At 53.6% G+C, this 23,508-nt stretch carries 28 protein-coding genes; 21 read left to right on the top strand and 7 right to left on the bottom strand.

Features of this window, described 5'->3' with window-relative positions; translation table 11 throughout:
* Positions 1-6: 6 nt before the first annotated feature.
* Positions 7-369: a hypothetical protein gene (locus B0B07_RS12755; protein WP_076759450.1), complete on the bottom strand. Its 363-nt coding sequence runs from the start codon at positions 367-369 to the stop codon at positions 7-9.
* Positions 366-671 carry an antibiotic biosynthesis monooxygenase family protein gene (locus B0B07_RS12760; protein ID WP_076759451.1) on the bottom strand — a complete coding sequence of 102 codons (306 nt, stop codon included), beginning with the start codon at positions 669-671 and terminating at the stop codon, positions 366-368. The genes B0B07_RS12755 and B0B07_RS12760 overlap by 4 nt, the downstream gene beginning before the upstream one ends.
* A gap of 211 nt (positions 672-882) precedes the next feature.
* Here B0B07_RS12760 and B0B07_RS12765 point away from each other — a divergent pair, with 211 nt between their 5' ends.
* The 13 genes from B0B07_RS12765 (at position 883) to B0B07_RS12825 (ending at position 9,187) form a co-directional block, all read left to right on the top strand.
* Complete coding sequence (locus tag B0B07_RS12765; protein ID WP_076759453.1) at positions 883-1,143, top strand: iron-sulfur cluster assembly accessory protein; 261 nt, start codon at positions 883-885, stop codon at positions 1,141-1,143.
* Positions 1,144-1,222: 79 nt separating this feature from the next.
* Positions 1,223-1,822 carry a hypothetical protein gene (locus tag B0B07_RS12770; RefSeq protein WP_076759454.1) on the top strand — a complete coding sequence of 200 codons (600 nt, stop codon included), beginning with the start codon at positions 1,223-1,225 and terminating at the stop codon, positions 1,820-1,822.
* Positions 1,823-1,883: 61 nt separating this feature from the next.
* Positions 1,884-2,300, top strand: a complete 417-nt coding sequence (gene arr, locus B0B07_RS12775; RefSeq protein ID WP_076759456.1) for an NAD(+)--rifampin ADP-ribosyltransferase — start codon at positions 1,884-1,886, stop codon at positions 2,298-2,300.
* 311 nt (positions 2,301-2,611) lie between these two features.
* Positions 2,612-3,136, top strand: a complete 525-nt coding sequence (locus B0B07_RS12780) for a GrpB family protein (protein WP_076759457.1) — start codon at positions 2,612-2,614, stop codon at positions 3,134-3,136.
* A gap of 319 nt (positions 3,137-3,455) precedes the next feature.
* Positions 3,456-4,202: a class I SAM-dependent methyltransferase gene (locus B0B07_RS12785; RefSeq protein WP_076759459.1), complete on the top strand. Its 747-nt coding sequence runs from the start codon at positions 3,456-3,458 to the stop codon at positions 4,200-4,202.
* Positions 4,203-4,280: 78 nt separating this feature from the next.
* Complete coding sequence (locus B0B07_RS12790) at positions 4,281-4,751, top strand: GNAT family N-acetyltransferase (RefSeq protein WP_234982402.1); 471 nt, start codon at positions 4,281-4,283, stop codon at positions 4,749-4,751.
* Positions 4,752-4,755: 4 nt separating this feature from the next.
* Positions 4,756-5,187, top strand: a complete 432-nt coding sequence (locus tag B0B07_RS12795; RefSeq protein WP_076759462.1) for a GNAT family N-acetyltransferase — start codon at positions 4,756-4,758, stop codon at positions 5,185-5,187.
* Between the two features lie 163 nt (positions 5,188-5,350).
* Entirely contained in the window at positions 5,351-6,286 is a 936-nt protein-coding gene (locus B0B07_RS12800; RefSeq protein ID WP_076759463.1) for an ABC transporter permease subunit, read from the top strand.
* On the top strand, positions 6,283-7,176 hold the full coding sequence (locus tag B0B07_RS12805) for an ABC transporter permease subunit (RefSeq protein WP_076759465.1): 894 nt from the start codon (positions 6,283-6,285) through the stop codon (positions 7,174-7,176). The genes B0B07_RS12800 and B0B07_RS12805 overlap by 4 nt, the downstream gene beginning before the upstream one ends.
* 153 nt (positions 7,177-7,329) lie before the next feature.
* Entirely contained in the window at positions 7,330-7,668 is a 339-nt protein-coding gene (locus tag B0B07_RS12810; protein WP_076759466.1) for a hypothetical protein, read from the top strand.
* A 49-nt stretch (positions 7,669-7,717) separates the two neighbouring features.
* Positions 7,718-8,251 (top strand): GNAT family N-acetyltransferase, encoded by a 534-nt coding sequence (locus tag B0B07_RS12815; protein WP_076759468.1) that lies wholly within the window; start codon positions 7,718-7,720, stop codon positions 8,249-8,251.
* 56 nt (positions 8,252-8,307) lie between these two features.
* A complete protein-coding gene (locus B0B07_RS12820) occupies positions 8,308-8,808 on the top strand; it encodes a GNAT family N-acetyltransferase (protein ID WP_234982416.1) in 501 nt (166 codons plus the stop codon).
* A 91-nt stretch (positions 8,809-8,899) separates the two neighbouring features.
* Complete coding sequence (locus tag B0B07_RS12825) at positions 8,900-9,187, top strand: hypothetical protein (RefSeq protein WP_076759469.1); 288 nt, start codon at positions 8,900-8,902, stop codon at positions 9,185-9,187.
* 150 nt (positions 9,188-9,337) lie between these two features.
* Here B0B07_RS12825 and B0B07_RS12830 read toward each other — a convergent pair whose 3' ends face one another.
* Together B0B07_RS12830 and B0B07_RS12835 are read right to left on the bottom strand one after the other, a co-directional pair.
* Entirely contained in the window at positions 9,338-10,537 is a 1,200-nt protein-coding gene (locus tag B0B07_RS12830) for a cytochrome P450 family protein (protein WP_076759472.1), read from the bottom strand.
* 365 nt (positions 10,538-10,902) lie between these two features.
* Entirely contained in the window at positions 10,903-11,163 is a 261-nt protein-coding gene (locus B0B07_RS12835) for a hypothetical protein (protein ID WP_076759474.1), read from the bottom strand.
* A 238-nt stretch (positions 11,164-11,401) separates the two neighbouring features.
* Here B0B07_RS12835 and B0B07_RS12840 point away from each other — a divergent pair, with 238 nt between their 5' ends.
* Complete coding sequence (locus B0B07_RS12840) at positions 11,402-12,112, top strand: ZIP family metal transporter (protein ID WP_076759475.1); 711 nt, start codon at positions 11,402-11,404, stop codon at positions 12,110-12,112.
* A gap of 93 nt (positions 12,113-12,205) precedes the next feature.
* Here the strand turns inward: B0B07_RS12840 and B0B07_RS15295 are convergent, their stop codons facing one another.
* Together B0B07_RS15295 and B0B07_RS12845 are read right to left on the bottom strand one after the other, a co-directional pair.
* The gene (locus B0B07_RS15295; RefSeq protein WP_159438449.1) at positions 12,206-12,376 is read right to left on the bottom strand and encodes a hypothetical protein; all 171 of its coding nucleotides are present in this window, start codon (positions 12,374-12,376) and stop codon (positions 12,206-12,208) included.
* 116 nt (positions 12,377-12,492) lie between these two features.
* Positions 12,493-13,269 (bottom strand): enoyl-CoA hydratase-related protein, encoded by a 777-nt coding sequence (locus tag B0B07_RS12845; protein WP_076759477.1) that lies wholly within the window; start codon positions 13,267-13,269, stop codon positions 12,493-12,495.
* A gap of 168 nt (positions 13,270-13,437) precedes the next feature.
* On the opposite strand from B0B07_RS12845, the gene B0B07_RS12850 reads away from it, so the two are divergent.
* On the top strand, positions 13,438-13,809 hold the full coding sequence (locus tag B0B07_RS12850) for a YhjD family protein (RefSeq protein ID WP_076759479.1): 372 nt from the start codon (positions 13,438-13,440) through the stop codon (positions 13,807-13,809).
* 2 nt (positions 13,810-13,811) lie between these two features.
* Here B0B07_RS12850 and B0B07_RS12855 read toward each other — a convergent pair whose 3' ends face one another.
* Positions 13,812-14,324, bottom strand: coding sequence for a competence protein ComK (locus tag B0B07_RS12855; RefSeq protein ID WP_076759481.1), 513 nt, complete (start codon positions 14,322-14,324; stop codon positions 13,812-13,814).
* 175 nt (positions 14,325-14,499) lie between these two features.
* Here B0B07_RS12855 and B0B07_RS12860 point away from each other — a divergent pair, with 175 nt between their 5' ends.
* The 6 genes from B0B07_RS12860 to B0B07_RS12885 all read left to right on the top strand — a co-directional run bounded on the left by B0B07_RS12860 (position 14,500) and on the right by B0B07_RS12885 (position 22,903).
* On the top strand, positions 14,500-14,745 hold the full coding sequence (locus B0B07_RS12860; protein WP_076759482.1) for an IDEAL domain-containing protein: 246 nt from the start codon (positions 14,500-14,502) through the stop codon (positions 14,743-14,745).
* Between the two features lie 328 nt (positions 14,746-15,073).
* The gene (locus B0B07_RS12865; RefSeq protein WP_076759484.1) at positions 15,074-15,604 is read left to right on the top strand and encodes a hypothetical protein; all 531 of its coding nucleotides are present in this window, start codon (positions 15,074-15,076) and stop codon (positions 15,602-15,604) included.
* Positions 15,605-15,624: 20 nt separating this feature from the next.
* Positions 15,625-16,500 carry an N-acyl homoserine lactonase family protein gene (locus tag B0B07_RS12870; protein WP_076759485.1) on the top strand — a complete coding sequence of 292 codons (876 nt, stop codon included), beginning with the start codon at positions 15,625-15,627 and terminating at the stop codon, positions 16,498-16,500.
* Positions 16,501-16,732: 232 nt separating this feature from the next.
* Complete coding sequence (uvrB, locus tag B0B07_RS12875) at positions 16,733-18,715, top strand: excinuclease ABC subunit UvrB (protein WP_076759487.1); 1,983 nt, start codon at positions 16,733-16,735, stop codon at positions 18,713-18,715.
* Positions 18,716-18,721: 6 nt separating this feature from the next.
* Entirely contained in the window at positions 18,722-21,592 is a 2,871-nt protein-coding gene (gene uvrA / locus B0B07_RS12880) for an excinuclease ABC subunit UvrA (RefSeq protein ID WP_076759488.1), read from the top strand.
* Positions 21,593-21,691: 99 nt separating this feature from the next.
* Entirely contained in the window at positions 21,692-22,903 is a 1,212-nt protein-coding gene (locus tag B0B07_RS12885; RefSeq protein WP_076759490.1) for a DUF4097 family beta strand repeat-containing protein, read from the top strand.
* The last annotated feature ends 605 nt before the right edge of the window (positions 22,904-23,508 follow it).

Raw genomic sequence — 23,508 nt, forward strand, 5'->3', positions numbered from 1 at the left:
TGCATGTTACACCTCTCCCTTCGCGGATTCCCCTTTCAATACAGTGATCGCCCGGGTCAAATAATGATCCATGCGCGATGTCTGTTCTGTCTCTCTCCCCGTCGCCAGCAGGTCCCGGATGATTTCAAAGTTGTCGATGAGATGCTTTGTTTTCATGCCGTGCCGGGTCAGGATTCCATTCAGCCACAAGGCATATTCGATGAAGAAAGAAGACTCGTTCAACTCATAGGCCGTCTGGAGCTGTTTCAGATGATGGTGATTATCTTCGAGGCATTTTTCTTTTCCCCGTTCGCCAAACCGGATGAGCAGCGAAGGTTCCGCTTCGTAAATTTTTTCGGTTGCCCGGTCGGCAAGTTCTTCTATGTTCACCTGGCCACCACCTTAAATTTTGACACCTTCGGAATGATGGCCGCCAGCTCCTGATCCGGATAGTTCTTCTCCAACTCATGGATTCTCCGGAACTCGCTGCTGCGCGCCCACTTTAAGTAATTCTCTTTCGTATCAAAAATCAGCTGGACTGTCAGTTCACCGGGGCGCTGTTCGCGCTGCAAAAGCAGGAAATCGACAAACCCCTCGGCCTGATCGACAAGCCGCGACCGATTTTTGTAGATATTGATGACTTCCTCTGATTTTTCAGGGGGAACGTCGAATGTTGAAAACACGGTATACATCAAATCCCCCTTTTTTCCGGAAATATTAAGGTAAGCGTAACATACCGTTAGATAGAATGCGCCCATTTAGTCAACCTAAAAAGCAAGCCGCCAAGCAAAAAACGGGCACGCATGTCATTATAATAGTCTCACCAAGCGCCTCGTTTTCCCGGGCCGGAGGACCTGTCGGGTATAATGGGCTGGAGAATATAAATCATCGAGGTGAGCGGGCATGATCATCACAAATGAAGCGGAACTTTTATTGAAGGAATTCTTGGACGCACACGGCCTGGAAGGGATCCGGCTGACGGTTGAGGCAGGCGATCACGGACCCCAGTTCTCCATCACATTTGATGAGCCACAGGAATTTGACGTGATCCAGAAAATCCGGGGCATCCGGGTCGCCGTCGACGCGCAGCTGACCGACACGGATCTGCTTGTGCTGGATGCGGAAGAGGGACCAGGAGGCAGGGGAATTGTACTCCGGAGTTGAAAGAGTCATTTCATGAGAAACTCGATAGGCAGGGTTTGATCATCAGGCCGCGTGAAAAATAACGGGATGGTTGGTGAAAATGATGAGGCGGCCAACAAGGCTGACTGCTCTGACGCTGTTTGCAATCCTGATCCTGACCCTCACAGCCTGCAGCGAAAAAAAGATGAACACCATTCAAGTGGCAGATCTCTCGGAAAGGGAAGAAGCCATCCTCTCCACGTTTGCGAATGACCAAATGATCTTTGATTTCAGGTTGCGTGACGAGTTCAAAGGATTGTCCATTTGGGTGGAGAAGTACGAATCCGGACAGAAGACGGAAGAGCGTTTCATCGATTTTACGGCACAGGTGGAGCAGGAAGGCACGATCATTTTCGGAATTTCCAATGTCGAGGGGAAGCGGACCGTCCATGTCGCCGTCCAAAGTGAAGAGAGGACAAGTTCAGTGACTGTGCCGGAGCTGGAGACGAATGACCTGGAAAAGATGGCGAGAATGTCAGGCCCATTCACCGGTGACAGCGACTGGGACGGGAAGGAAAGGGTGCTAGGCGACATCTGTTATTCCGCCGGCCCCCGGATGCAGGGACTTTCCACCGACTTTTATGACGACCCGGCAAGCCATGTGGATGAACTCAAACAATACGAGGTGGCCTATCTCCTGAAGGCGGAAGCGAAGAAGTGAACTTGATTGGGGGAAACAAACGTCACCTGTTTATGGATTTTAAAATGAGAGGCGGATTCGGATGAACAACAAAACAGAAGAGTTGGACCGCGGCCCATTCTTTCATGGTACAAAAGCGGAATTGAACATCGGAGAGCTGCTGAACCCCCGCCACTTGTCCAATTACCAGGACAAACGGTCGAACCATATTTACTTCACCGCCACACTGGATGCTGCCAAATGGGGCGCCGAACTGGCCGTTTCCGGATCCACCGAAAGGATTTACATCGTTGAACCGACGGGGGAATTTGAGAATGACCCGAATGTCACCGACAAGCGCTTCCAGGGCAATCCGACGCGGTCCTACCGATCGAAGTCACCGCTGAAGGTTGTCGCAGAATTGGGTGCATGGGAGCGGCATACCGATGAACAGATCAATCACATGCTGGCCTCTCTCCAGAAGTTGCGGAAAGAAGGAAAAGCGGTCATCGAGGACTGACCGGAAAGATTTTTATCATACTGAGCGACGTTCCGTTTCATTGCGAGAGTGAAACGGAACGTTTTTTATAATGAGGCATCCAAATTTGAGAGTGAGTTGCCTGGGGGGATATGGCCTGGGGATTTACGGTCTGGAACTGAGTTTTGCGATATGGCTCTTGGATTTACGATATCTCCACAACCCATAGATATCCGATTGGAGTGACCAAATGGAACCACGGCATTTCCATTGGAAGAATTCAAGTGGATTTGAAATTTAACTCTCTTTGGTACACTTGAAATAAATGAGGAGCATAAGGGGAGAGATGCGCATTGCAATTGGGATTAAGTAAAGATGAGGTCCGGCTGGAAAACTATACGCCCGAATGGAAAGATGAGTTTCTCAAAGTGAAAAAAGAATTGATGAAGTGCACCAACCTTGGGGACGACAGGATTGAGCATATTGGCAGTACGGCAATCGTGGACATGCCGGCAAAGCCCATCATTGACATCCTTGTAGGGGTTGATGATTTACAGGAGGTGGATAAGCCCCTATTAAAAAGGTTTTCTGCGGCAGGTTTTTTGAGGCTGAAAGTGGAGAGACCCGGCGAAATTGTGCTGGCAAAGTTTGCGGATGAGACGTACAGCATCAAGACTCATTTCATCCACATCGCAGAATTTCAAAAAGAGCTTTGGAATAACCTGATCTTCTTCAGAGATCATCTCAATTCCAATGAAGATGCCAGGAAACAGTACCTTGAAGTGAAACGGGAGTATTTAAAAGCTTCATCCACCGGCATTAAGGAATATACAAATTTTAAAGAGGATTTCGTGAAGCAGATCATCCAAAAAATTTAGGAAACCTGATTTCTTTATGGATGTAGCCTGTGGCCAATTGAAAAGACGGTTGTTTCAATCACACAGTGGTGTCGGGAAGCGGGACGGTTTCTTGGTTATCGTGATGAGAGTTATAATGAAGCATTAAGCCAAAATGAAGATAGAGTGGGCGTGGAAAGGATGCGGCGGCATCCTTTTTTTAACTCGAATTATGGTCACAGACAATATTTGAACATCGCATATCACGATGCCTTTTTGCAGTAACTGCGCCAAAGCAGGGTTCTCATATTGTTTTGCCGAAAGGGTCATGCGGACAGAATTTGGGACAGGGGGAGTCCGGATGAATCACCAGAGCGGCATCAATAAAAAGGCCTGGGAATACCGGGCGTATGAGTTTTGGGAAAAGAGAGACGGAACACCAAGGGAGAAGGCCGGAAAAATCCTGGAGGATCCGAAGGGGAGTCTAAAGAAGCACCGACACTATTTTGAGGAGATCAACGGATTGAAGGTAGCGAATGTCTGCGGATCGAACGGACGGAAGGCGGTTCCGCTGTCCGTCTTGGGTGCGGAAGTGACAGTGTTTGATATCTCGGAGGAAAACCGGAAGTATGCGCTCGAATTGGCGGAGTGCGCCAATACTTCGATCGATTACGTTGTCGGAGATATTTATGACCTGAACGTTGATCGATACAGAGAAGGCTTTGATGTCCTTTATCTCGAGGGCGGGGTGTTGCACTACTTCCATGACATTGAACGATTCATGGGCATCTTGTTTTCGATTTTACAGCCGGGCGGGAGGATGATCCTGAGCGACTATCATCCGTTTGGAAGATGCATCGGTGCGGATTCAACTTATCAGCCTGTTTACTTTGACGGGACCTTGCGCCAAGGGGATGTGGCCTACAAACAATTTTTTGATGAAGACGAACAACCAGACTTCCCGGATGTCTCGATCCGGCATTTTACACTCAGTGAAATCTTGAATGCGGTCATCCGCTCCGGTTTCAAAATCGAAGAATTCACAAAGCACAGGGGATGGACAGGCGAAAACCTGCCTTGGGAATTTACTGTGCTGGCCAGCAAATAACGGGCTCCGCGGATCTCCGGGGGACGGAGCAGATGCGGAACAGGGAGGAAGTGGAGGATGCAGCTGCAAGTCAAAGGGATGGAAGAAGACTTTGCAAAAGAAATTCTGGGCTGGAGATACGAAGAGCCGTATGACTTTTATAACAATGAGGCAACAGAAGAAGAGATTGCGGAACTCCTGGATGGATCCTATCGGGTCTTGCTGAATGAAGGAGCCGTGTTCGGTTTCTTCTGCACCGGGGCATCGGCACGCATTCCGGCGGGTGAACAACAGGGCGTCTACGGCGAAAATGTTCTAGACATGGGCCTTGGGATGTCCCCTGATCACACGGGAAAAGGACTGGGATATGACTTTTGTTCTTTTATCATGGACTACATAAGTGAGCGCAATCAGGGGATGGCCATCCGACTATCTGTTGCCGCCTTCAACAAGCGGGCCATCCGCCTGTACGAAAATCTGGGGTTCTCGGTTAGGGACCGCTTTGCCACCGACACGGCAGAGTTCATGACGATGGTTAAAGAAGCGGGGCAAATCAAATATAAAGGATGATTGGATGAAGATCAGAGCAAACAAGGAAACAGAAATCGATCAACTCGTCGGCATTTGGTATGAGGGCTCGTTGACCGCGCATGACTTTATCGACAAAAGCTATTGGGAGACGCATCGGCAAGAGATGAAAGAAAAGTATATCCCCATGTCCGAGACGTACGTGGCCAGCGTAGGACAGGATGTTGTCGGCTTCGTCTCCATGCTGGATCATTATCTGGCCGCCTTATTCGTCGATGTGAAGCATCAGGGTGAAGGCTACGGAAAAGGACTGCTGGATTTTATAAAAGGTCAGAAAGAAAGCATCGAATTAAAGGTGTACAAAAAGAATTCCAAGGCTGTTGGATTCTATTTGAAAAACGGGTTTGCCATCAAGGAAGAGTCCGTGGACGAACAGACGTCAGAAGTAGAATTCCTGATGGAGTGGAAAAAGGGGTAAGCATCACGATCCTGTTTAAAAACGGAGGTGTTGAATGGAGATCAGGGAAGCGACGCCAGGGGATGCTTTCATCAATAAAAAATATTTAGATAAGTCATGCTCCTTCTCGTATAATATCGGTAGTCCTGTTTTTCGATATCATACGGTTCAAGGAGTTTTTTCTATGCTCTCAAGCATTATTTCCCGTATCATCATCTGGTTCTTGTCATTCGCTCTGCTGTTGCTTTTGTTGCTCGTTCCGATGGATACCGTATTTGTGGAGGGAAGGGGCGGCTCCTTCATGGGGGCGACGTATGACTACCAAGTTGCCCGGCACGTTGAAAACATCAAAACCTTTTTCACGTATATCCGGGAGACGGGCGGGCTTGGAACCGATGAAGCGGGGGATCCGATCATGGCCAAGATCCTGACCGTTTTTCTCCGCAGCCTGCTCATCTTCCTTCCGGCCATTGTGATCGGCTTTTTTCTCGGCATCACAAAAGGGATTTTCGACTTCAAGAATCGAAAGTCCAAACGGAAACTGCTCGGCCAGCCGGTGACGATCGGACTGTTGTCCATTCCGGACATCGTCATCATCGTTTCCATTCAGTTGGCTGTGATCTTCCTGTACCGTCATGGTCTGGTTGACATCAGCCTGTATGGCCATGACCGGCTGGAGAATGTCCTGATGAACATCCTCTACTTATCCATTTATCCGGTCATGTTCATCTCGAACATTACATATAAAACGCTGGAGGCGGAGCAGGGGCTCGATTATGTGCGGACCGCCCGTTCCAAAGGGACAGGAGAACTGAAGGTCTTGTATATCCACATGCTAAAAAACGGCATGCCGAAAATCCTCTCTCACTCCAATACAATGGTGCTGTACACTTTGTCGAACCTCTTCATCGTGGAAGTGTTCACCGAGTACAGAGGAGCCGCCTTTTATATGTATCACACACTCGGAAGTGCGACCGAGTTTTATGTCGGTGCACTCTTCACGCCCGATACCATCGCCCAGATCGGTTATGTTTTCTTATTCACCTTGGTGATCCTTTTCTTCAATATTGTGTCCGGAGTGGCGCGCGCGAAGGTTACCTTGCGGGAGGGAAGCCGATGAACCGGATACTGTTGACCGGTATTGTGATGACCGGCATTGTCCTGCTGGCGGTATTATTTGGCCCTTCTTTGCCGCTTGTGGACAAATCGATGGATCAAAACCTGGTTGTGCGGGATTCTGATGGCGCGCTTCTGGTTCCGCCAATTCCGCCGTCAGATGAATTTTTGATCGGCACGGACCGGAAAGGGGTGGACTTGTGGTCGAGACTGATGGTCGGGGCGAGGGAGACATTTTATATTCTCGGTGTCATTCTGGCTGTTCGTTTATTCGCTGCTCTTCTCCTCTCGATCGGCGCCTTCTACTCGAAGGGCCTTCGCCTGTTGATGGACGGATGGAACGCGGTGTTCTCATTCATGCCGACCATCTTCATCATTTTAATCCTGCTGGCGGTTCCCGGTGTCATGTTCTCTGACTACCGGTCGTTTTGGGTCCTGATCATTTTAGCCGCAGTGGAAGTCGGCAGACTCGCCTTGATCTTCTATGAAAATATGGAATACCAGCGGAGGCAGACCTATATGGAAGCGGCCGTTGCCAACGGGGGAGGCCGATGGACGCTGTTCAGAAATTATTATTGGCCGTCTCTCGTGAGGGAACTGGTCATCACCGCCCCCATGGAAGCCGGCCGCACGATGTTTCTCCTCGTGCAGCTCGGCGTCATCGGCATCTATGTCAACCAGCAGTTCTTCTCCCAATTGGACAGAAGCTACCGGGCCGTGGAAATGTCCGACGCCTGGCCGGTGCTTCTGGGCAATCTGAGGCAGGATATCTACTCGGCTCCTTGGATCCCGATCGCTGCATTGATCGCCATGACCTTTTCGATCCTGGGATTCTATATTCTCGCCGAAGGGCTGAAGAAGCGCCAGGCCATGAAGAGGCGGATCCAATCATGAAGGGCGGGTTCACCGCGCAATCATCACGTACCCTCTTAACTGCTTAATACAGGCGGTGAACCGGCCACAAGAGGGACAGAAATTTCCCGTGCAGTGAAACTTTTCAGATAATTATCCGTAATTCAGTAAAGCAGAAATAAGGAGGCGGCGGAAGTGAGGAACAATCCTCAAGATGATTGTGTGGTCGCAAACAACAAAGGGGAGCTGCTCATGGCCCTGGATGAAAAGCGGTCCTTTATCTTGATCCCAAAGCCATTCAAAGACGAGTTCTTGAAAAACACCCAATTGCCCATGTCAGAGACGGAGAAGATGGGGTTCGAACTGGGATTCCTCGGCGGAGCCAACCTGATCAGCAGTCCTTTGTATCATTTGATCAATTGGCTCAGCAAAGACAGCAAGGAACAAAAGCGGATTGACAGCAAAATCCGCAAGTACGTCATCAAAACGCATGATGAAGACCTGCTATTGTCCTTACGGCAACTCGATTATTGATGAGGGCATCAGATTTGGTAAGCGTTCGGACAGATGGGAGTCAGGATAGATGAGAATTTTCATTGAAAAGTTGAAAGCCGCAGATGCGGAAAGCTTATATACCTTTGAAATTGAAAATAGAACGTTCTTTGAAGAAATGGTACCGACCAGAGGGGATGACTATTACAAACCCGAAGTTTTTAAAGCAAGGCATGCATCTCTTCTTGCGGAACAAGCCGAGGGAACCTCCTTGTTTTACTTGATCAAGGATGAAGGGGGTTCTATTCTTGGAAGAATGAATTTAACGGATATCCATCAGTACGGTAAAGCCGGTGACCTCGGCTATAGGGTAGGGCAAAACTACACCGGAAAAGGTGTGGCTAAGAACGCGTTGAAATTATTATTGGAAACGATTGATGAGTTGGATGTTGAAGAAGTTAGGGCAAAAACAACGACCAATAATATAGCATCTCAAAAGGTATTGGAGCAAAACGGATTTAGGCGGACAGAAACCGGTGATGATGAATTTGAAATGAATGGCCAGATGTGTAAGTTTGTTCATTATACATGGACCAATAGGCAAGCTAATCAAACGGGCGCTTAAATATATTTGAAGTATCCATTTAACATCATGATTTAGGTTCATCACCGTTGAAAGAAGTGAGCATCCTGGATAATTTGATCAGACCCTACCAGATGAAAGACATACCGTTCTTATGGGAAATGCTCTACCAGTCCATCTATGTTCCGGAAGGCCATCAGGCACCCGGCAGAGAGATACTTAAAGAGCCGGATATAAAGAAATACATGAAAAACTGGGGCGGTGTCCATGACCACGCCTTCATCGCTTCGGACGAGGAAAGTCATCCGATGGGGGCTGTGTGGATAAGGATCCTGAACGGTGCAGATGCGGGATATGGGTTTATAGATGACACCACGCCCGAGCTCGGCATGGCAATCATGCCCCTCCACAGGGGGAAAGGGATCGGAAAACGCTTGCTGTCACAGATGGTCGATTATGCCCGCTCCCATGGATATCGGGCTTTATCCTTGAGCGTTGATCCCCTCAACATCGCCGCATTGCGCCTGTACGAAAAGTCCGGGTTCAAGAAAGTCTATCAAGATGACGGCGGATCCTGGACAATGAAAATCGATTTGTAACACAGATGATTGCATGAGGAAAATCTTAAAGGTATGAACAGACCCACTTGGAGAAACGGCGTTAGGTTCGGACATTGGGGAGGGGCGCTGTATGGATGATCCAAGGGGATTTGAGGATGTCCCGTTTGGGAAAAGCATAAGTTATGAGCACTTTTTATTTTATTTGGAACAGGGCAGGGAAATTGAATTTGTTTATCAGGCGAAAGAGTATTTTATTTCTCGTTCCTTGGAAGGAAGGGCTGTATGGGATGGGAAGACAAAGTTAGGCGAGTGTTCCGGGGAGTCCCATCAAGACATTGTCCATATCATTAGAATAGACGGCGTCTCTTTAACAGACCTGATTAACCAAAATCAGATTAAAATCAGCACAGTTTTTTAAAGTGATCATCCAAGTGTAACAGGGAAGAGCAGAAGGGCAGCAGTCGCTGTCCTTTTTTATTTTCGCTGAAATGATCGGTCGCGCAGGGAGTGAAATCAGGCATGGTTTGCTGAATCAAAAAAGCACCCGGAGCGGGTGCGGGTGCTGCCTTCAATTCCCCGGCACGACAGGCAGTTCTTTCACGCCTCTCACAATCATGCCGGGCCGCCATTCCAGCTCGTCCGGATCCGCATGCAATCGGCAGTCGGGGAAGCGGCTGAAGAAACCGCTGATCGCGATTTCTCCCTCCAGACGGGCGAGGGGGGCGCCGAGGCACGTATGGATGCCGAAGCCGAAGGCGAGATGGACACTTTTCTTTCTTGTGATGTCGAAGACGTCCGGGTCGTCGAACTTGTCCGGATCCCGGTCAGCGGAGTTGAGGATGACGATGACGAGGTCGCCTTTGGCCATCTTCCGTCCCCCGAACTCCAGGTCTTCTCCGGCCCATCTGGACGTGCTGTACTCCACCGGGCCGTTGAACCGGAGGATTTCCTCGATCGCCTTCTTGATGAGACCGGGCTGTTCCCTGAGCTGCTCCAGCTGACGCGGGTGCTCCAGCAGGGCGAGGACCCCGTTGCCGATCAGGTTCACCGTCGTCTCGTGCCCGGCGATAATGAGCAGGGAGACGACGCCGTACAGCTCCTGCTCGGTCAGCTGGTCGCCCTGTTCTTCTGCGATGATGAGCCGGCTGATCAAGTCGTCCGACGGGTTTGCCCTCAGCTCGGCAAAGCGCCTTCCGAGATACTCCGTGAACGCCTGCATATGCTCGCCGATGTTTTCGGCGTATGCTCCGTTTGATCCTTCGATCATCGTGTTGGACCAGATCCTGAAATTGTCCCGGTCCTCGGCGGGGATGCCGAGGATTTCACAGATGACGATGATCGGCAGCGGGAAGGCAAAGTCGTCGATGAGATCAATCGTGTCCTTTCCTTGCATGTCGTCGAGCAGCTCATCCGTGATCTCCTGGATCCGGCCCTGCATGGCGGAAATCATTTTCGGGGTGAATGCACTGGAGACGAGCTGGCGCAGCCGCTTATGCTCCGGCATGTCCGCGAACAGCATGTTCTGGGTGAAGATGCTTTTGTATTCCGGAGAGCCTCCGTATAGCTTCGAAAAATCCTTGATGAATCTCGGGTCTCTCAGTGCATCGACGGCCTCTTCATAGCGGGTGATGAACCAGGCATAATTTCCGTCGGGCAGGAGCTTCCGGAAGACCGGCTCTTTTTCTCGGAGCGCCGCATAGGCGGGATAGGGATCTTTTCTGAATGCGTCCGTGAACATCGACTCTTTGATGGATTCCATGGAGCTCATGTTTTTCTCCTCCTCTACGCATTTCCGGCGGTATCTTAATCCGTTCCCTTTCGATGCCGCCCCTAATCTGCGGGAAGCGGCAACCATGCTGCATAGCCTGCATCTAGCTGTCCTCAGTTGGTTTCTGGCTTTTGATCTTGCGCCGTCGTTGAGAAGAATTACAAAGGGACTTGTGATCAGGCTTTTTTAGGCACAAGAGAGACGCTAAAGGGCATGCTCGTCCATTAGCATCTTGGGGATCTCAGGCCTCTCTAATGAACAAAGAGCCGGATTTCATTTTATTGGATGTGGATTTACTTATCAGGGGCCATGAGAGGTTGGGGAGTACTGTGTTTCAATCTGTGGTATGAGTGGACGGAGCCGGATTATTGATTTTTCATTTCGTCCACGAATTGCTTGGCATCAATCATCGACATGCCTGTTGTCTCTCTCAAAAACTTCACGGTTTTGATGTCCCCGACCGTGTTGATTTTTTCTCGTACCAATTTGATCAGCTCTTGATCTTTTTCATAGGGCAGGGTTCGTTTGTTCTCTTCTCGCAATGTCTTGATTCTCTTGGATTGGCCAAATACGATGAACAACAATCCAATGTTGATGATCAGTGAAGCGAACAAGGGGAGTCCCATAAAATCAAACCCTTTCTTTTTCGATTGGAAAGTCAGATTGACTCATTGTTAGTGTATACGGTCTGGATCTTTAAACGGTTTCGGTTTCCGCCTTTCTTGATGTCTACCCTGCCGACTGGCTACTATTTCACTCTGCCGATTCGGCACGGCCTTTAATCCAGCCGGAGCCGGCTTCCATCCCACATAGCCTGCGGCCGGATCACATACATATAGCTATCCTCAGTGAAGGAAGGGATCAATGACGCCCATCTGGATCACAGGTTTTGCGACGACGTTTGTGGGCGCGGGGATCGGCGGACTCATCTCGATCCTGATGAATGGATACAGGAGAAGCACGGGGACTCTTTACGCGGCCTGTGCAGGGGCGATCCTCGGGATGATGGGGTTTGAAATCGTTCCTGAAGTTCTCGAGTACGGCGGCTGGGCAACGGTTGCCGCAGGTTTTCTGGCCGGACTCTTCCTCTTCTGGATGATCCATCTCGTTTTCCATTTTCCGACCCGACCATCCGGCCGAAAGACCGACAAGCCGGTTTTTTTGTTGACGCTCGCCATCATCATTCATAACTTTCCGATCGGCATCATGATGGCTGCCGGCGATCCGGTCGAGATGAGCGCTTCGCTGATGCAGACTCTCGTCCTGCATAACGTTCCGGAAGGCATGATCCTGTTCATGCCGCTTGTGGCCGCGGGATTGAAGTTCGTGGCGATGTTCATGATTACGTTCCTGATCGCTTTTCCCGTCGGGGCAGGGGCGGTTTTCGGAGAAATGCTCGGACTCCAGCATGAGCGGCTGTCCGCATTTTTGATCAGCCTGTCGGTCGGGATGATCTACCGGATCGCCACGAAGGAAATCTATCCGGAGGCTGTCCGGCTGTCGTCAAACGCTTACAGCCTGTTCGTCGCCGTCGTCTCTTTCCTGCTGATGGGGCTGTTCCTTCTTTGGGTATAGCCGCCAGGCGATACGGCAAATGGCCCGGACACAAACGAAGACGGTGCCGGCATCCGGATAATCCCGGTTGGCGGCACCGCTTTGATTTGGTGTTCAGAAGGAATCAAACAAACGGCCGATGGACCTGGCGCCGAACTGCAGCGCCATCCAGACGAGCCGCAGCGGCCAGAGGAACAGCTGGGGGAACCAGGACAGGATTTCCAGCAGGGCATCGGTGAGGCGGAATCCGGTCCCGGGCCCGTTCTTTCGTCTCTTCTGCTTCATCGTTCCCGAGCCTCCTGTAGTTGGTGGTCCTCTGTATACGGGAGAAGGATGGATAAGTTCCGAAAGCCTTGCAAAAAAACGCCGACATGGATCGTCAGGCGGTTTTTTGTGCTTTTTTATTTCCCCTTGAATTCCGGTTTCCGCTTTTCCGCAAATGCATTCAGCGCTTCGACCCGGTCTTCGGTCGGGATCGTCACTTCATACGCCTTGCGCTCGATCGCGAGGCCGGTCTGCAGGTCGGCGTTCATGCCGTGGCGGACGGCGAATTTCGCCTGCTGCAGGGCGACCGGGCCATTTGCCAGGAGGGCATCCGCGAGGGCGCCGGCTGTTTCCCAGAGTGCCTCAGGCGGGGCGACTTTCGTGACGACCCCGTACTCGAGCGCTTCCTGTGCCGTCATCCGTTTCGCGGTCAGGATCAGTTCAAGCGCCTTCGCCTGGCCGATGAGCCTCGGCAGGCGCTGGGTGCCGCCGGCGCCCGGGATGATTGCGAGGCCCGTTTCGGTGAGGCCCATCACCGACTGTTCGCTTGCCACGCGGAAATCACACGTCAGCGCCAGTTCCATCCCGCCGCCGAATGCGTAGCCGTTCAGGACGGCGATCGTCGGCTGAGGCAGGTTCTCGATGGCGGTGAACACTTCGCCCATTTTGAACAGATTCCGTTTGACGTGCTGGTCGGGCAGCGTGCGGCGTTCCTTCAGATCGGCCCCCACGCTGAACGCCCGGTCCCCCGACCCGGTGATCATGACGACCCGGATGTCCGGATTGATGCGGATCGATTCGACGACCTGTCCGAGTTCGGTGATCAGGTCATAGTTGAACGCGTTCATGGCGGACGGCCGGTCGAGCGAGACGATGCCGAGATGGCCCTTCTGTTCGTAGCGGATGGTTTCCATTTGAAAAATTCCCCCTTATGAAATCCCCTGTTTAGTAGAACATACCATGATGCGCCAAATTCCGCCACCGGACGGAAGAAAAAGGGCGTTGCATAAAAACGGCCGGTTGGGGTAAGATAGAAATACGAACAAACGTTCTTTTCTTTTGAGAAAAGGAGGGAAGGGACCATGCCGCTCATCCCGTCGGAGGCGCTGCCCCATTTTGAAAACCTGATCTACCTGCCGATGCTGCTCATCGTCCTGGAGCGGGACCGGAAGGCATTCGAAGCAGGCCCGTTCAAGCTCAAGCGCCCGTACCTCGCCATGGTGGCGGAGGCCGAGAAGCTCGTGCAGAAGGACCTGAAGGAATCCCGGCTGTACATGCGCCGCCGGTCAATGAAACTCATCAAGGGGGACCATGATGACCTGTTCACGGAATATGTATTCATCCACGAGGGATATGAGGACCGCCGCCGCTACCTGAACGTCCGGCTGCGGAACCGGTCGGAGGAGCTGCTCGGGGTGTACCTGACGATGGGGGACCGGGCGATCTGTATGTAGCGCTAGGTGTACTCCCGGTTGAATCCCGGGTGGCGAAGGAAATATTGCATTCGCGAGAACTTCTTGTCAAGGCGGCAGGAGAGCGCGTACTGACGGTTCATTGTCTGGATCGACACGTCCACATCGATGATCATCCCGTTTTCCAGGCGAACTTCGCATCCGGCGGAGTCCCCCCAGTAATCATCGATGCCGTGCAGGGCGATCCAGATGTTCGCTTCGGACTGCGGGGAGAGGGTGGGCATGAGGATACAGGGCATTCCGAGATCCTGGACAATGAGGACCGGAACTTTATGGTGGTTCCCGATCAGCCGGCTCGAAGTTTGAACCGCCTGGCGAAGAGTGGTTCCGTACAGCTCACAGGATTGCTTCAGGTTGTACAATGGCCTTCTTTCGAGCAGGAACTGCTCTTTCTTTTCAGTCACGAGCGTGTATGGCTTTCCGTCCACGAATGTCGGCTCCAGTGAAAGCGTTTCAAAAGTAATGTAATATGGAGATGTCAATTTTTTGATTTCCATGGCCGCTCCCCCTCCAAAGTCATCATACATCCTATTATAGTTGATTATGGAAATAAAACAAGACTTTATCCTCATTATTTAGAATAAACAGCGAATGGGGAAATTTCGAAAAATGGGGTTGCATCCGTCCGCCTTCAGCATATATAATAGGAAAAAGAGCCAGGTGGTGAAGGGAATGGAACAGTATTATTCGTACGCAGAGTTTTTGAAGGCCGTCGGCAAGGGCCGTGCCAGCCAGGGAGAGCAGCTGCTCAATGACATTTACATGGATCTGTTCCTCAAGCATGTTCACCGCGAGCAGATGAGGGAACGTCTGCATCGCATGATCGACGAGGCGCTCGACCGCAAGGATGAAGCGGGCTTCCTCGACTACACCGCTCAATTGAAAACCCTCGATGACGATTGCGTCATGACGGATTGACACGACAGACTTATTGGAGGAAAGACTCTTGAAGCCAAACGAAGACCCGGAACCGTCCGCGTCAGGGAAGTAATTGCCCTGTGAGCGGGCGGTTTTATTGTGGGTGGATGACGCAATCTCATGTGCCTTCGTGTGTGTTCCGGGGCCGGGCCTCGCGTGCATGAATGCGAATGGCCCTGTCCGGAAGGGGAGGATGGCCGGAACGGATGAATTGACAAGCGGTTTCAGTATGTTACTATCATTTCTGTTAATTCATTTTGCATACGTATTCAAACAGTCCGGGATAAATGCCTGCAGCATTCGGTTTTAAAAAGAAAGAGGTGAAGGCATGATCAGTCTGGACCGCGATACATCGCGTCTGATCGATGAGGTGAACGCAGGGAAAGTCAGCAGGGAATCGCTGGCGGCTTACAGCTGGACTCCGCAGGAATCGGAAAGGCTGGCCCGGTATTTCGTTTTGGCCCGAAGCCAGTTCAACTCGGTGAAGAAGATCATCCAATTTGTAAGCGGTTGCATCATCTTGTCGGAAAGCGCTTCCCTCGGCGGGGGCAGGGAGGTCTTTCATTCGTTGTCCGCGGCGAAAGATTTGTTGGACAAGGCCGATGAAGAGACCAGGAGCCTTCCGGTACCGGCCGGGGTCAGCAGACATCATCAGCATCTCTTGGACGCCCTGTCTTGTTTAAGAGAGATCTTCCGGCGGTTCGTGCTGACCGAGCAGGTCCTGCACCTGAAAAGAGACCAGTCGGATCAGCTGCTGTATTTGCTGAAAATGGCAAACGAAAGCCTGAAGAGCGCGTCGAACTTTGAATTGGGCCTGGACATGGTGGAATTAAACTCAAGCTGCGCATGCGGTCATTAAAACATATCGGAGGGCTGAACATGAAGGACTATTCAATCTGGGTTTTGGAGTATTCTTACGTGCCGGATTACCATAAGAGCGGCGTAATTTACGGCGCCCACAACGAGGGGTATGTCAAGCTGCCCTACTGCTATGTCCTGATCAAGGGAAAGGGCCGCACCATCCTGGTGGACGTGGGGTTCAATAACAAAGAATACGGGAAAGTGCTCGCGGACCGATTTGGCGTGAAGAATTGGCAAAGCCCGAAAGTGGTATTGGATGAAGTGGGCGTCAAACCGGAAGACGTGGATACCGTGTTCGTAACCCACGCCCATTTCGATCACTTCGGAAACATCGAAGACTTTCCGAATGCCACGTTCTATCTCCAGGAAAGGGAGATTTCAAAATGGATGTGGGCCATGTCGCTCCCTGAGCAATTCGGCTGGCTGATGGGTGCGATGGATCCGGGCGACATCATCCGCGGGGCGGAACTGGCTAGGGACGGCCGGCTCGTGTTGATCGACGGGGACCGGGAAGATGTTCTTCCGGGGATCGATCTGTTTGCCGCATTCGATACGCATACGTTCGGATCCCAGTTTGTCCGGGTGAAAAACGGGGAAACCGGCACGGAAGACTCTTGGATACTGGCCGGCGACCTCGTCTACGTCTTTGACAACGCAGAGGGCAGAGACGGGGACGGCGTCTATGTTCCTGTAGGGCTGGCTTCGGGGAGCCAGACGAACCTCCTGCTCGCCACGGACAAAATGATGACCCTCGTCGACCGGGATCCGACCCGCGTCATCCCGATTCACGAACAGCGGCTGGTCGAACGCTTCCCGTCGCGCGTCAGCGAAAAAGGTCTCCACATCGTCGAGATCACATTGGCGGACGGGGAAACGTCCAAAGTCCGGCAGTGAGAACGGGCTCTGGCCGCCATTCGGGCAACCGGTCATACAGGAAAGACAGCAGGGAGTGCGGTGTCTTTTCCAGCCCCGATGCCCGGTCAAATTTACCGATCCAATCGAAAATTCAATCAAAACCGCAAGGCGAACAGATGATAAAACACCTGTTCGCTTTTTGTTCGTGAAATGAAGGGGAATATGGTAGGATAGTGACACAATGAACGTGAAAACTGGAAGGGGACAGACCATGGTCCAGAAATTCGATTTGAAGGCGCCGTATACGCCGCAGGGCGATCAGCCGAAGGCGATCGAGAAGCTTGTCGGCGGCATCAAGGCGGGACGCAAACATCAGACGCTGCTTGGGGCGACCGGGACGGGGAAGACGTTCACGGTTTCCAATGTGCTCACCGAAGTGAACAAGCCGACGCTCGTCATGGCTCACAACAAGACGCTCGCCGGCCAGCTTTACAGCGAGTTCAAGGAATTCTTCCCGAACAATGCGGTCGAGTATTTCGTAAGTTTCTACGATTATTATCAGCCGGAGGCGTATGTGCCCCAGACCGATACATTCATCGAAAAAGACGCGAGCATCAACGATGAGATCGACAAGCTGCGCCACGCGGCCACTTCTGCGCTGTTTGAGCGCAACGATGTCCTCATCGTGGCGTCGGTGTCGTGCATCTACGGTCTCGGGAACCCGGCGGAATACGGCGAGATGCTCGTCTCGCTCCGCACGGGCATGGAAATCAGCCGGAATGATCTGCTGCGCCGGTTTGTCGACATACAATACACACGGAACGATCTGAACTTCACGCGGGGAACATTCCGCGTGCGCGGGGATGTCGTGGAGATCATCCCGGCTTCGCGCGATGAACGCTGCATCCGGATCGAGTTCTTCGGCGATGAGATCGACCGGATCCGTGAGGTCGATGCGCTGACGGGTGAGATCTACGGCGACCGGGACCACGTTGCCATCTTCCCGGCCTCCCACTTCGTCGCCCGCGAAGAGCGGATGGTGAAGGCGATCGCCAATATCGAGATTGAGCTGGAGGAGCGGCTGAAGGTGCTCCGCGAAGAAAACAAGCTGCTCGAGGCCCAGCGGCTCGAACAGCGGACACGCTACGACATCGAGATGATGAAGGAGATGGGCTTCTGCTCGGGGATCGAAAACTATTCGCGCCACCTCAACCTGAAACCGCCGGGTGCGACGCCGTATACGCTGTTTGACTATTTCCCGGATGACTTCCTGCTTGTCCTTGACGAGAGCCACGTGACGCTCCCGCAGATCCGCGGGATGTTCAACGGTGACCAGGCGCGCAAGCAGGTGCTGGTCGACCACGGATTCCGTCTGCCGTCCGCCCTGGATAACCGTCCGCTCCGATTCGAGGAATTCGAGAAGCGCGTCCACGAAGCGATTTATGTGTCGGCAACTCCGGGACCGTACGAACTCGAACACTCACCGGAAATGGTCGAGCAGATCATCCGTCCGACCGGGCTGCTTGATCCGGTGATCGACGTCCGGCCGATCGAGGGCCAGATCGATGACCTGATCGACGAGATTCAGGAGAGGATCCGGAAAAACGAGCGGGTCCTCGTCACGACCCTGACGAAGAAGATGTCCGAAGACCTGACCGACTATCTGAAGGAAGCCGGGATCAAGGTCACTTACCTCCACTCGGAGATCAAGACGCTCGAACGGACCGAGATCATCCGGGAGCTCAGGCTCGGCACGTATGATGTCATTGTCGGGATCAACCTTCTCCGGGAAGGGCTCGATATCCCGGAAGTGTCGCTCGTGGCCATCCTCGATGCGGACAAGGAAGGCTTCCTCCGTTCCGAACGCTCGCTCATCCAGACAATCGGCCGTGCTGCGCGGAACGCGAACGGCAAGGTGGTCATGTATGCCGACCGGATGACCGATTCGATGCGCGCGGCGATCGATGAGACGAAGCGCCGCCGGACGATCCAAATGGAGTACAACGAAAAGCATGGCATCACGCCGCAGACGATCAAGAAGCAGATCCGCGACGCGATCCGTGCGACCCACGATACCGAAGAAACGGTCACTTACGTCGAAAAAGTGACAAAAGGCAAGAAGCTGACCAAGGAAGAAAAGGGCAGCCTCCTCGCCTCGCTGGAGAAAGAAATGAAGGACGCAGCGAAGGCGCTCGATTTCGAACGGGCCGCGGAACTGCGTGACACGATACTGGAACTGAAAGCAGAGGGGTGAGGATTGATGAAAAATCAGGAAATCGTCGTTCAGGGGGCGCGTGCGCATAACCTGAAGGACATCAGCGTGACGATCCCGCGCGACCAGCTCGTCGTCATGACGGGGCTCTCGGGATCCGGGAAATCATCGCTCGCGTTTGACACGATCTATGCGGAAGGCCAGCGCCGATATGTTGAGTCACTGTCCGCCTACGCCCGCCAGTTCCTCGGACAGATGGACAAGCCGGACGTCGATGCGATCGAAGGGCTCTCCCCGGCGATTTCGATCGACCAAAAGACGACGAGCCGGAACCCGCGGTCGACTGTCGGCACGGTGACGGAAATCTACGATTATCTGCGTCTTTTGTATGCCCGGATCGGAAAGCCGGTCTGCCCGAACCACGGGATCGAAATCTCGTCCCAGACGGTCGAGCAGATGGTCGACCGCATTTTGGAATTGCCGGAACGGACGCGGCTGCAAATCCTGGCGCCGGTCATTTCCGGACGGAAAGGGACGCATGTCAAGCTGTTTGAGGACATCAAGAAACAGGGCTACGTCCGTGTCCGTGTCGACGGAGAACTGTACGACCTGGACGACAACATTGAGCTGAATAAAAACAAAAAGCATGACATCGAAGTCGTCATCGACCGGATTGTCGTCAAGGACGATGTCGGCGCACGTCTGGCCGACTCGCTCGAGACGGCGGCATCGCTTGCGGGCGGACGGGCACTGATCGATGTGATCGGCGGAGAAGAGATGCTCTACAGCGAACATCATTCCTGCCCGGTGTGCGGATTTTCGATCGGTGAGCTGGAGCCGCGGATGTTCTCGTTCAACAGTCCGTTTGGCGCCTGCCCGGAATGTGACGGCCTCGGGGTGAAGCTGGAAGTCGATCCGGACCTTGTCATTCCCGATAAGTCCCGTTCGCTGGAGGAACATGCGATTGCGCCGTGGGAGCCGACGAGCTCTCAGTATTACCCCGAGCTGCTCAAGACGGTGGCAAAGCATTACGGAATCCCGATGGACGTGCCGGTGAGCGAGCTTACCGACGCCCAGCTGGATAAAATCCTGTACGGGTCGGGCAATGACCGGATCCGGTTCCGTTATACGAATGAATACGGCGTGACCCGGGACAATCATATCCACTTCGAAGGGGTGCTCCGCAATGTCGAGCGCCGCTACCGGGAAACGACGTCCGATTACATCCGTGAACAAATGGAGAAATACATGGCCGAGCGCCCGTGCCCGGCTTGCCACGGTTTCCGTCTCAAGGAAGAGTCGCTTGCGGTGAAGGTGGCCGGACTCCATATCGCCCAGGTGACATCATTCTCGATCACCGACGCGATGGAGTTTTTCAGCACGCTTCAGCTTTCCGAGAAAGACGAGGCGATCGCCCGGCTGATCCTTCGGGAGATCAATGAACGGCTCGGCTTCCTCAACAACGTCGGACTGGATTATCTGACGATGTCCCGCGCAGCGGGTACCCTGTCGGGCGGGGAGGCCCAGCGGATCCGGCTCGCCACCCAGATCGGCTCCCGGCTGTCGGGCGTCCTCTACATCCTTGATGAGCCGTCGATCGGCCTTCATCAGCGGGACAACGACCGGCTCATCGGCACGCTGAAAAGCATGCGGGATCTCGGGAACACGCTCATCGTCGTCGAGCATGACGAAGACACGATGCTCGCGGCCGACCACCTCATCGACATCGGTCCGGGTGCCGGTCTCCACGGCGGTGAAATTGTCGCGCAGGGCACGCCGGAAGAAGTGATGAACGATCCCGGCTCGCTCACCGGCGACTACCTGAGCGGCCGGAAGTTCATTCCCGTTCCGACCGAGCGTCGGCCGTCTGACGGGCGGGTGGTCCGGATTACGGGAGCATCAGAGAATAACCTGAAAAGCGTGGATGCAGAGATTCCGCTCGGGGAATTCATCGCGGTGACCGGCGTGTCGGGTTCAGGCAAGTCGACCCTCGTGAACGAAGTGCTCTACAAGGCGCTCGCCCAGAAGCTGAACCGCGCGAAGGCGAAGCCGGGTGCCTACGGGACCATCACCGGCATAGAGGAACTCGAGAAGGTCATCGACATCGATCAGTCGCCGATCGGCCGGACCCCCCGGTCGAACCCGGCTACGTATACCGGCGTGTTCGATGATGTCCGGGATGTGTTCGCCTCGACGAATGAAGCGAAGGTCCGCGGGTACAAGAAGGGCCGGTTCAGCTTCAATGTGAAGGGCGGGCGCTGCGAGGCGTGCCGCGGGGACGGCATCATCAAGATTGAGATGCACTTCCTGCCCGACGTGTATGTGCCGTGTGAAGTATGCCATGGCCGCCGGTATAACCGGGAGACGCTGGAAGTCCGGTATAAAGGAAAGAACATCGCGGACGTGCTCGATATGACGGTCGACGATGCACTGGTCTTCTTTGAAAACATCCCGAAAATCTCCCGCAAGCTGCAGACGATTGCGGACGTCGGGCTCGGCTATGTGAAGCTCGGCCAGCCGGCGACGACGCTTTCCGGCGGGGAGGCGCAGCGCGTGAAGCTCGCATCCGAACTGCACCGGCGGTCAAACGGCAAAACGTTCTATATTCTCGACGAACCGACGACCGGGCTGCATGCCCATGATATTTCCAAGCTGCTCATCGTGCTGCAGCGTCTCGTCGAGGGCGGCAATACGGTCCTCGTCATCGAGCATAACCTGGACGTCATCAAGACGGTCGATCACATCATCGACCTTGGGCCAGAAGGCGGGGAGCGCGGCGGCCAGATCATCGCGACCGGCACGCCGGAGAAGGTGGCGGAAAGCCCGGTTTCTTATACGGGCCGCTACCTGAAGCCGATCCTGGAGCGCGACCGCCGACGGACCGAGGCGCTGATTGCCGAGGCAGAGAGCAGCCGGTGATCTTACTGCCGTTGTCCGGTGAAACCTTTTGAGGACTTCGCGCGTATAAACATTATCAACGGATGGCGGCCGGGCCGCTGCCGAAGGAGGTACGAACACATGAAAGACGAAAGAAGCCGGATTCTGGACATGCTGGAACAGGGAACGATCAGTGCCGACGAGGCGCTGCGTCTTTTGGAGAAGTTCGAAAACAACCGGGAGGCCGCGGCAGACAGCCATCCGCAGCCGGAAAAGGAAGAACCGGCAGCCGGAAGCACGCCGGAGCCGGACAATGTACGGGGAGATTTCAATGAAGGACAGGCGGAAGAGTTTGAACAGGAACAGCGCGGCGGCAACCGTCAGGGACGACCGGCTTCGATGGATGAATTCCTCGAGGACGTACGCCGGGACTTCACGGTGTTCGGCAGCCGCTTCATGGAATTCATGCAGACCGCGGTCGACAAGGTGAAGACATTCGACATCGAGAAGCCGTTCGGAGAACCAGTGACGTTCAGCCAGACGTTCGTAAAAAGTGCGGAGGGCATTGAGGAAATCATAGCCGATCTGTCGCTCGGAAGCCTGGAGATCCGGGTATCCGACAGCGAAGAATTCCGTGCGGAGTGCGAAGTGAAGGCATACCGGGCGGAGGATGAGGAAGAAGCGAAGCGGGAATTCGTCGAGCGCTTCCTGTTCGTCACGGATGGCGGAAAGCTCCGGATCTCAAGCGACCGGAAGATAACACAGGTGAACATCGTCCTCCACGTGCCTGAGGCGCAATACCACAAACTGTCGGTCCGCCTGCTGAGCGGCGCGTTCCGGGCAGAAGACGAATTGACTGCAGACCAGATCCGGGTCCGCGCCGCGAACGGCAAGATCGACGCGGCCGGCCTGCACTTCAAGGAAGCAGAATTCGAGACGGCCAACGGAACGATCCGGGTCCGCGATGCCCATGGTGAAAAGATCGAGGCCGAGACGATGAACGGCAAGATCGATATCGACGGAATGCTCAAAGATATCGATGCCCGCTCCGTGAACGGCCACGTCGTCGTTACGACACGCGATGCGGAAGCTTACAAGATCGAAGCGGGTGCCGTATCCGGTGCCGTCGAGATCTATGTGCCGCAGGACGCGGGCCTGAACGGGGAAGCCCTGTCCAGCCTCGGACGCGTCGATGTCCGTCTCCACGACGTTGACCGTTCCCAGGAACAGGAGCAGTTCCTCCAGAAAGCCGTCCGCTTCACGAAAGCCGGCGGCAATCCGGACCTGCCGCCGCTCTCCGTCAAAGGCGAAGCCAAGACCGGCACCGTGATTGTCGGGTATATCGGAAAGTGAATTGAAAGAGACCGGTGCGGCTGGCGATCATGCCAGCTGCACCGGTCTTTTTTCGTTGTGGGCGGAGTGACGGACGGTGAGTTTCCCCAAAGGGGTCCCGAGTTTTACCAGGGGTCCGAGTTTTCCTGAAGTAGCCGTGAGTTTTCCCGAACACGGCGCGAGTTTTCCGCAGGAGGTCCCGAGTTTTACCTGGGGTCCGAGTTTTCCTGAAGTAGCCGTGAGTTTTACCGTCCATGTCGCGAGTTTTCCTCAGGAGGCCCCGAGTTTTACCTGGGGACCGAGTTTTCCCGAACACGGCGTGAGTTTTCCTTAGGAGACCCCGGGTTTTACCTGGGGTCTGAGTTTTACCGAAGTAGCCGTGAGTTTTCCTCAGGAGGCCACGAGTTTTACCTGGGGACCGAGTTTTCCCAAAGTAGCCGTGAGTTTTCCCGTAAACGACGTGTGTTCTCCTCAAGTGGCCCCAAGTTTTACCCTTGGTCCGAGTTTTACCCCTGGTCCGAGTTTCCCTGAAGTAGCCGTGAGTTTTCCCGAACACGTCGAGAGTTCTCCTATAGTGGCCCCGAGTTTTACCCCAGGCCCGAGTTTTCCCACGCCCCCCGGTCTCC

Source organism: Edaphobacillus lindanitolerans (assembly GCF_900156305.1).
GTDB lineage: Bacteria > Bacillota > Bacilli > Bacillales_A > Planococcaceae > Bhargavaea > Bhargavaea lindanitolerans.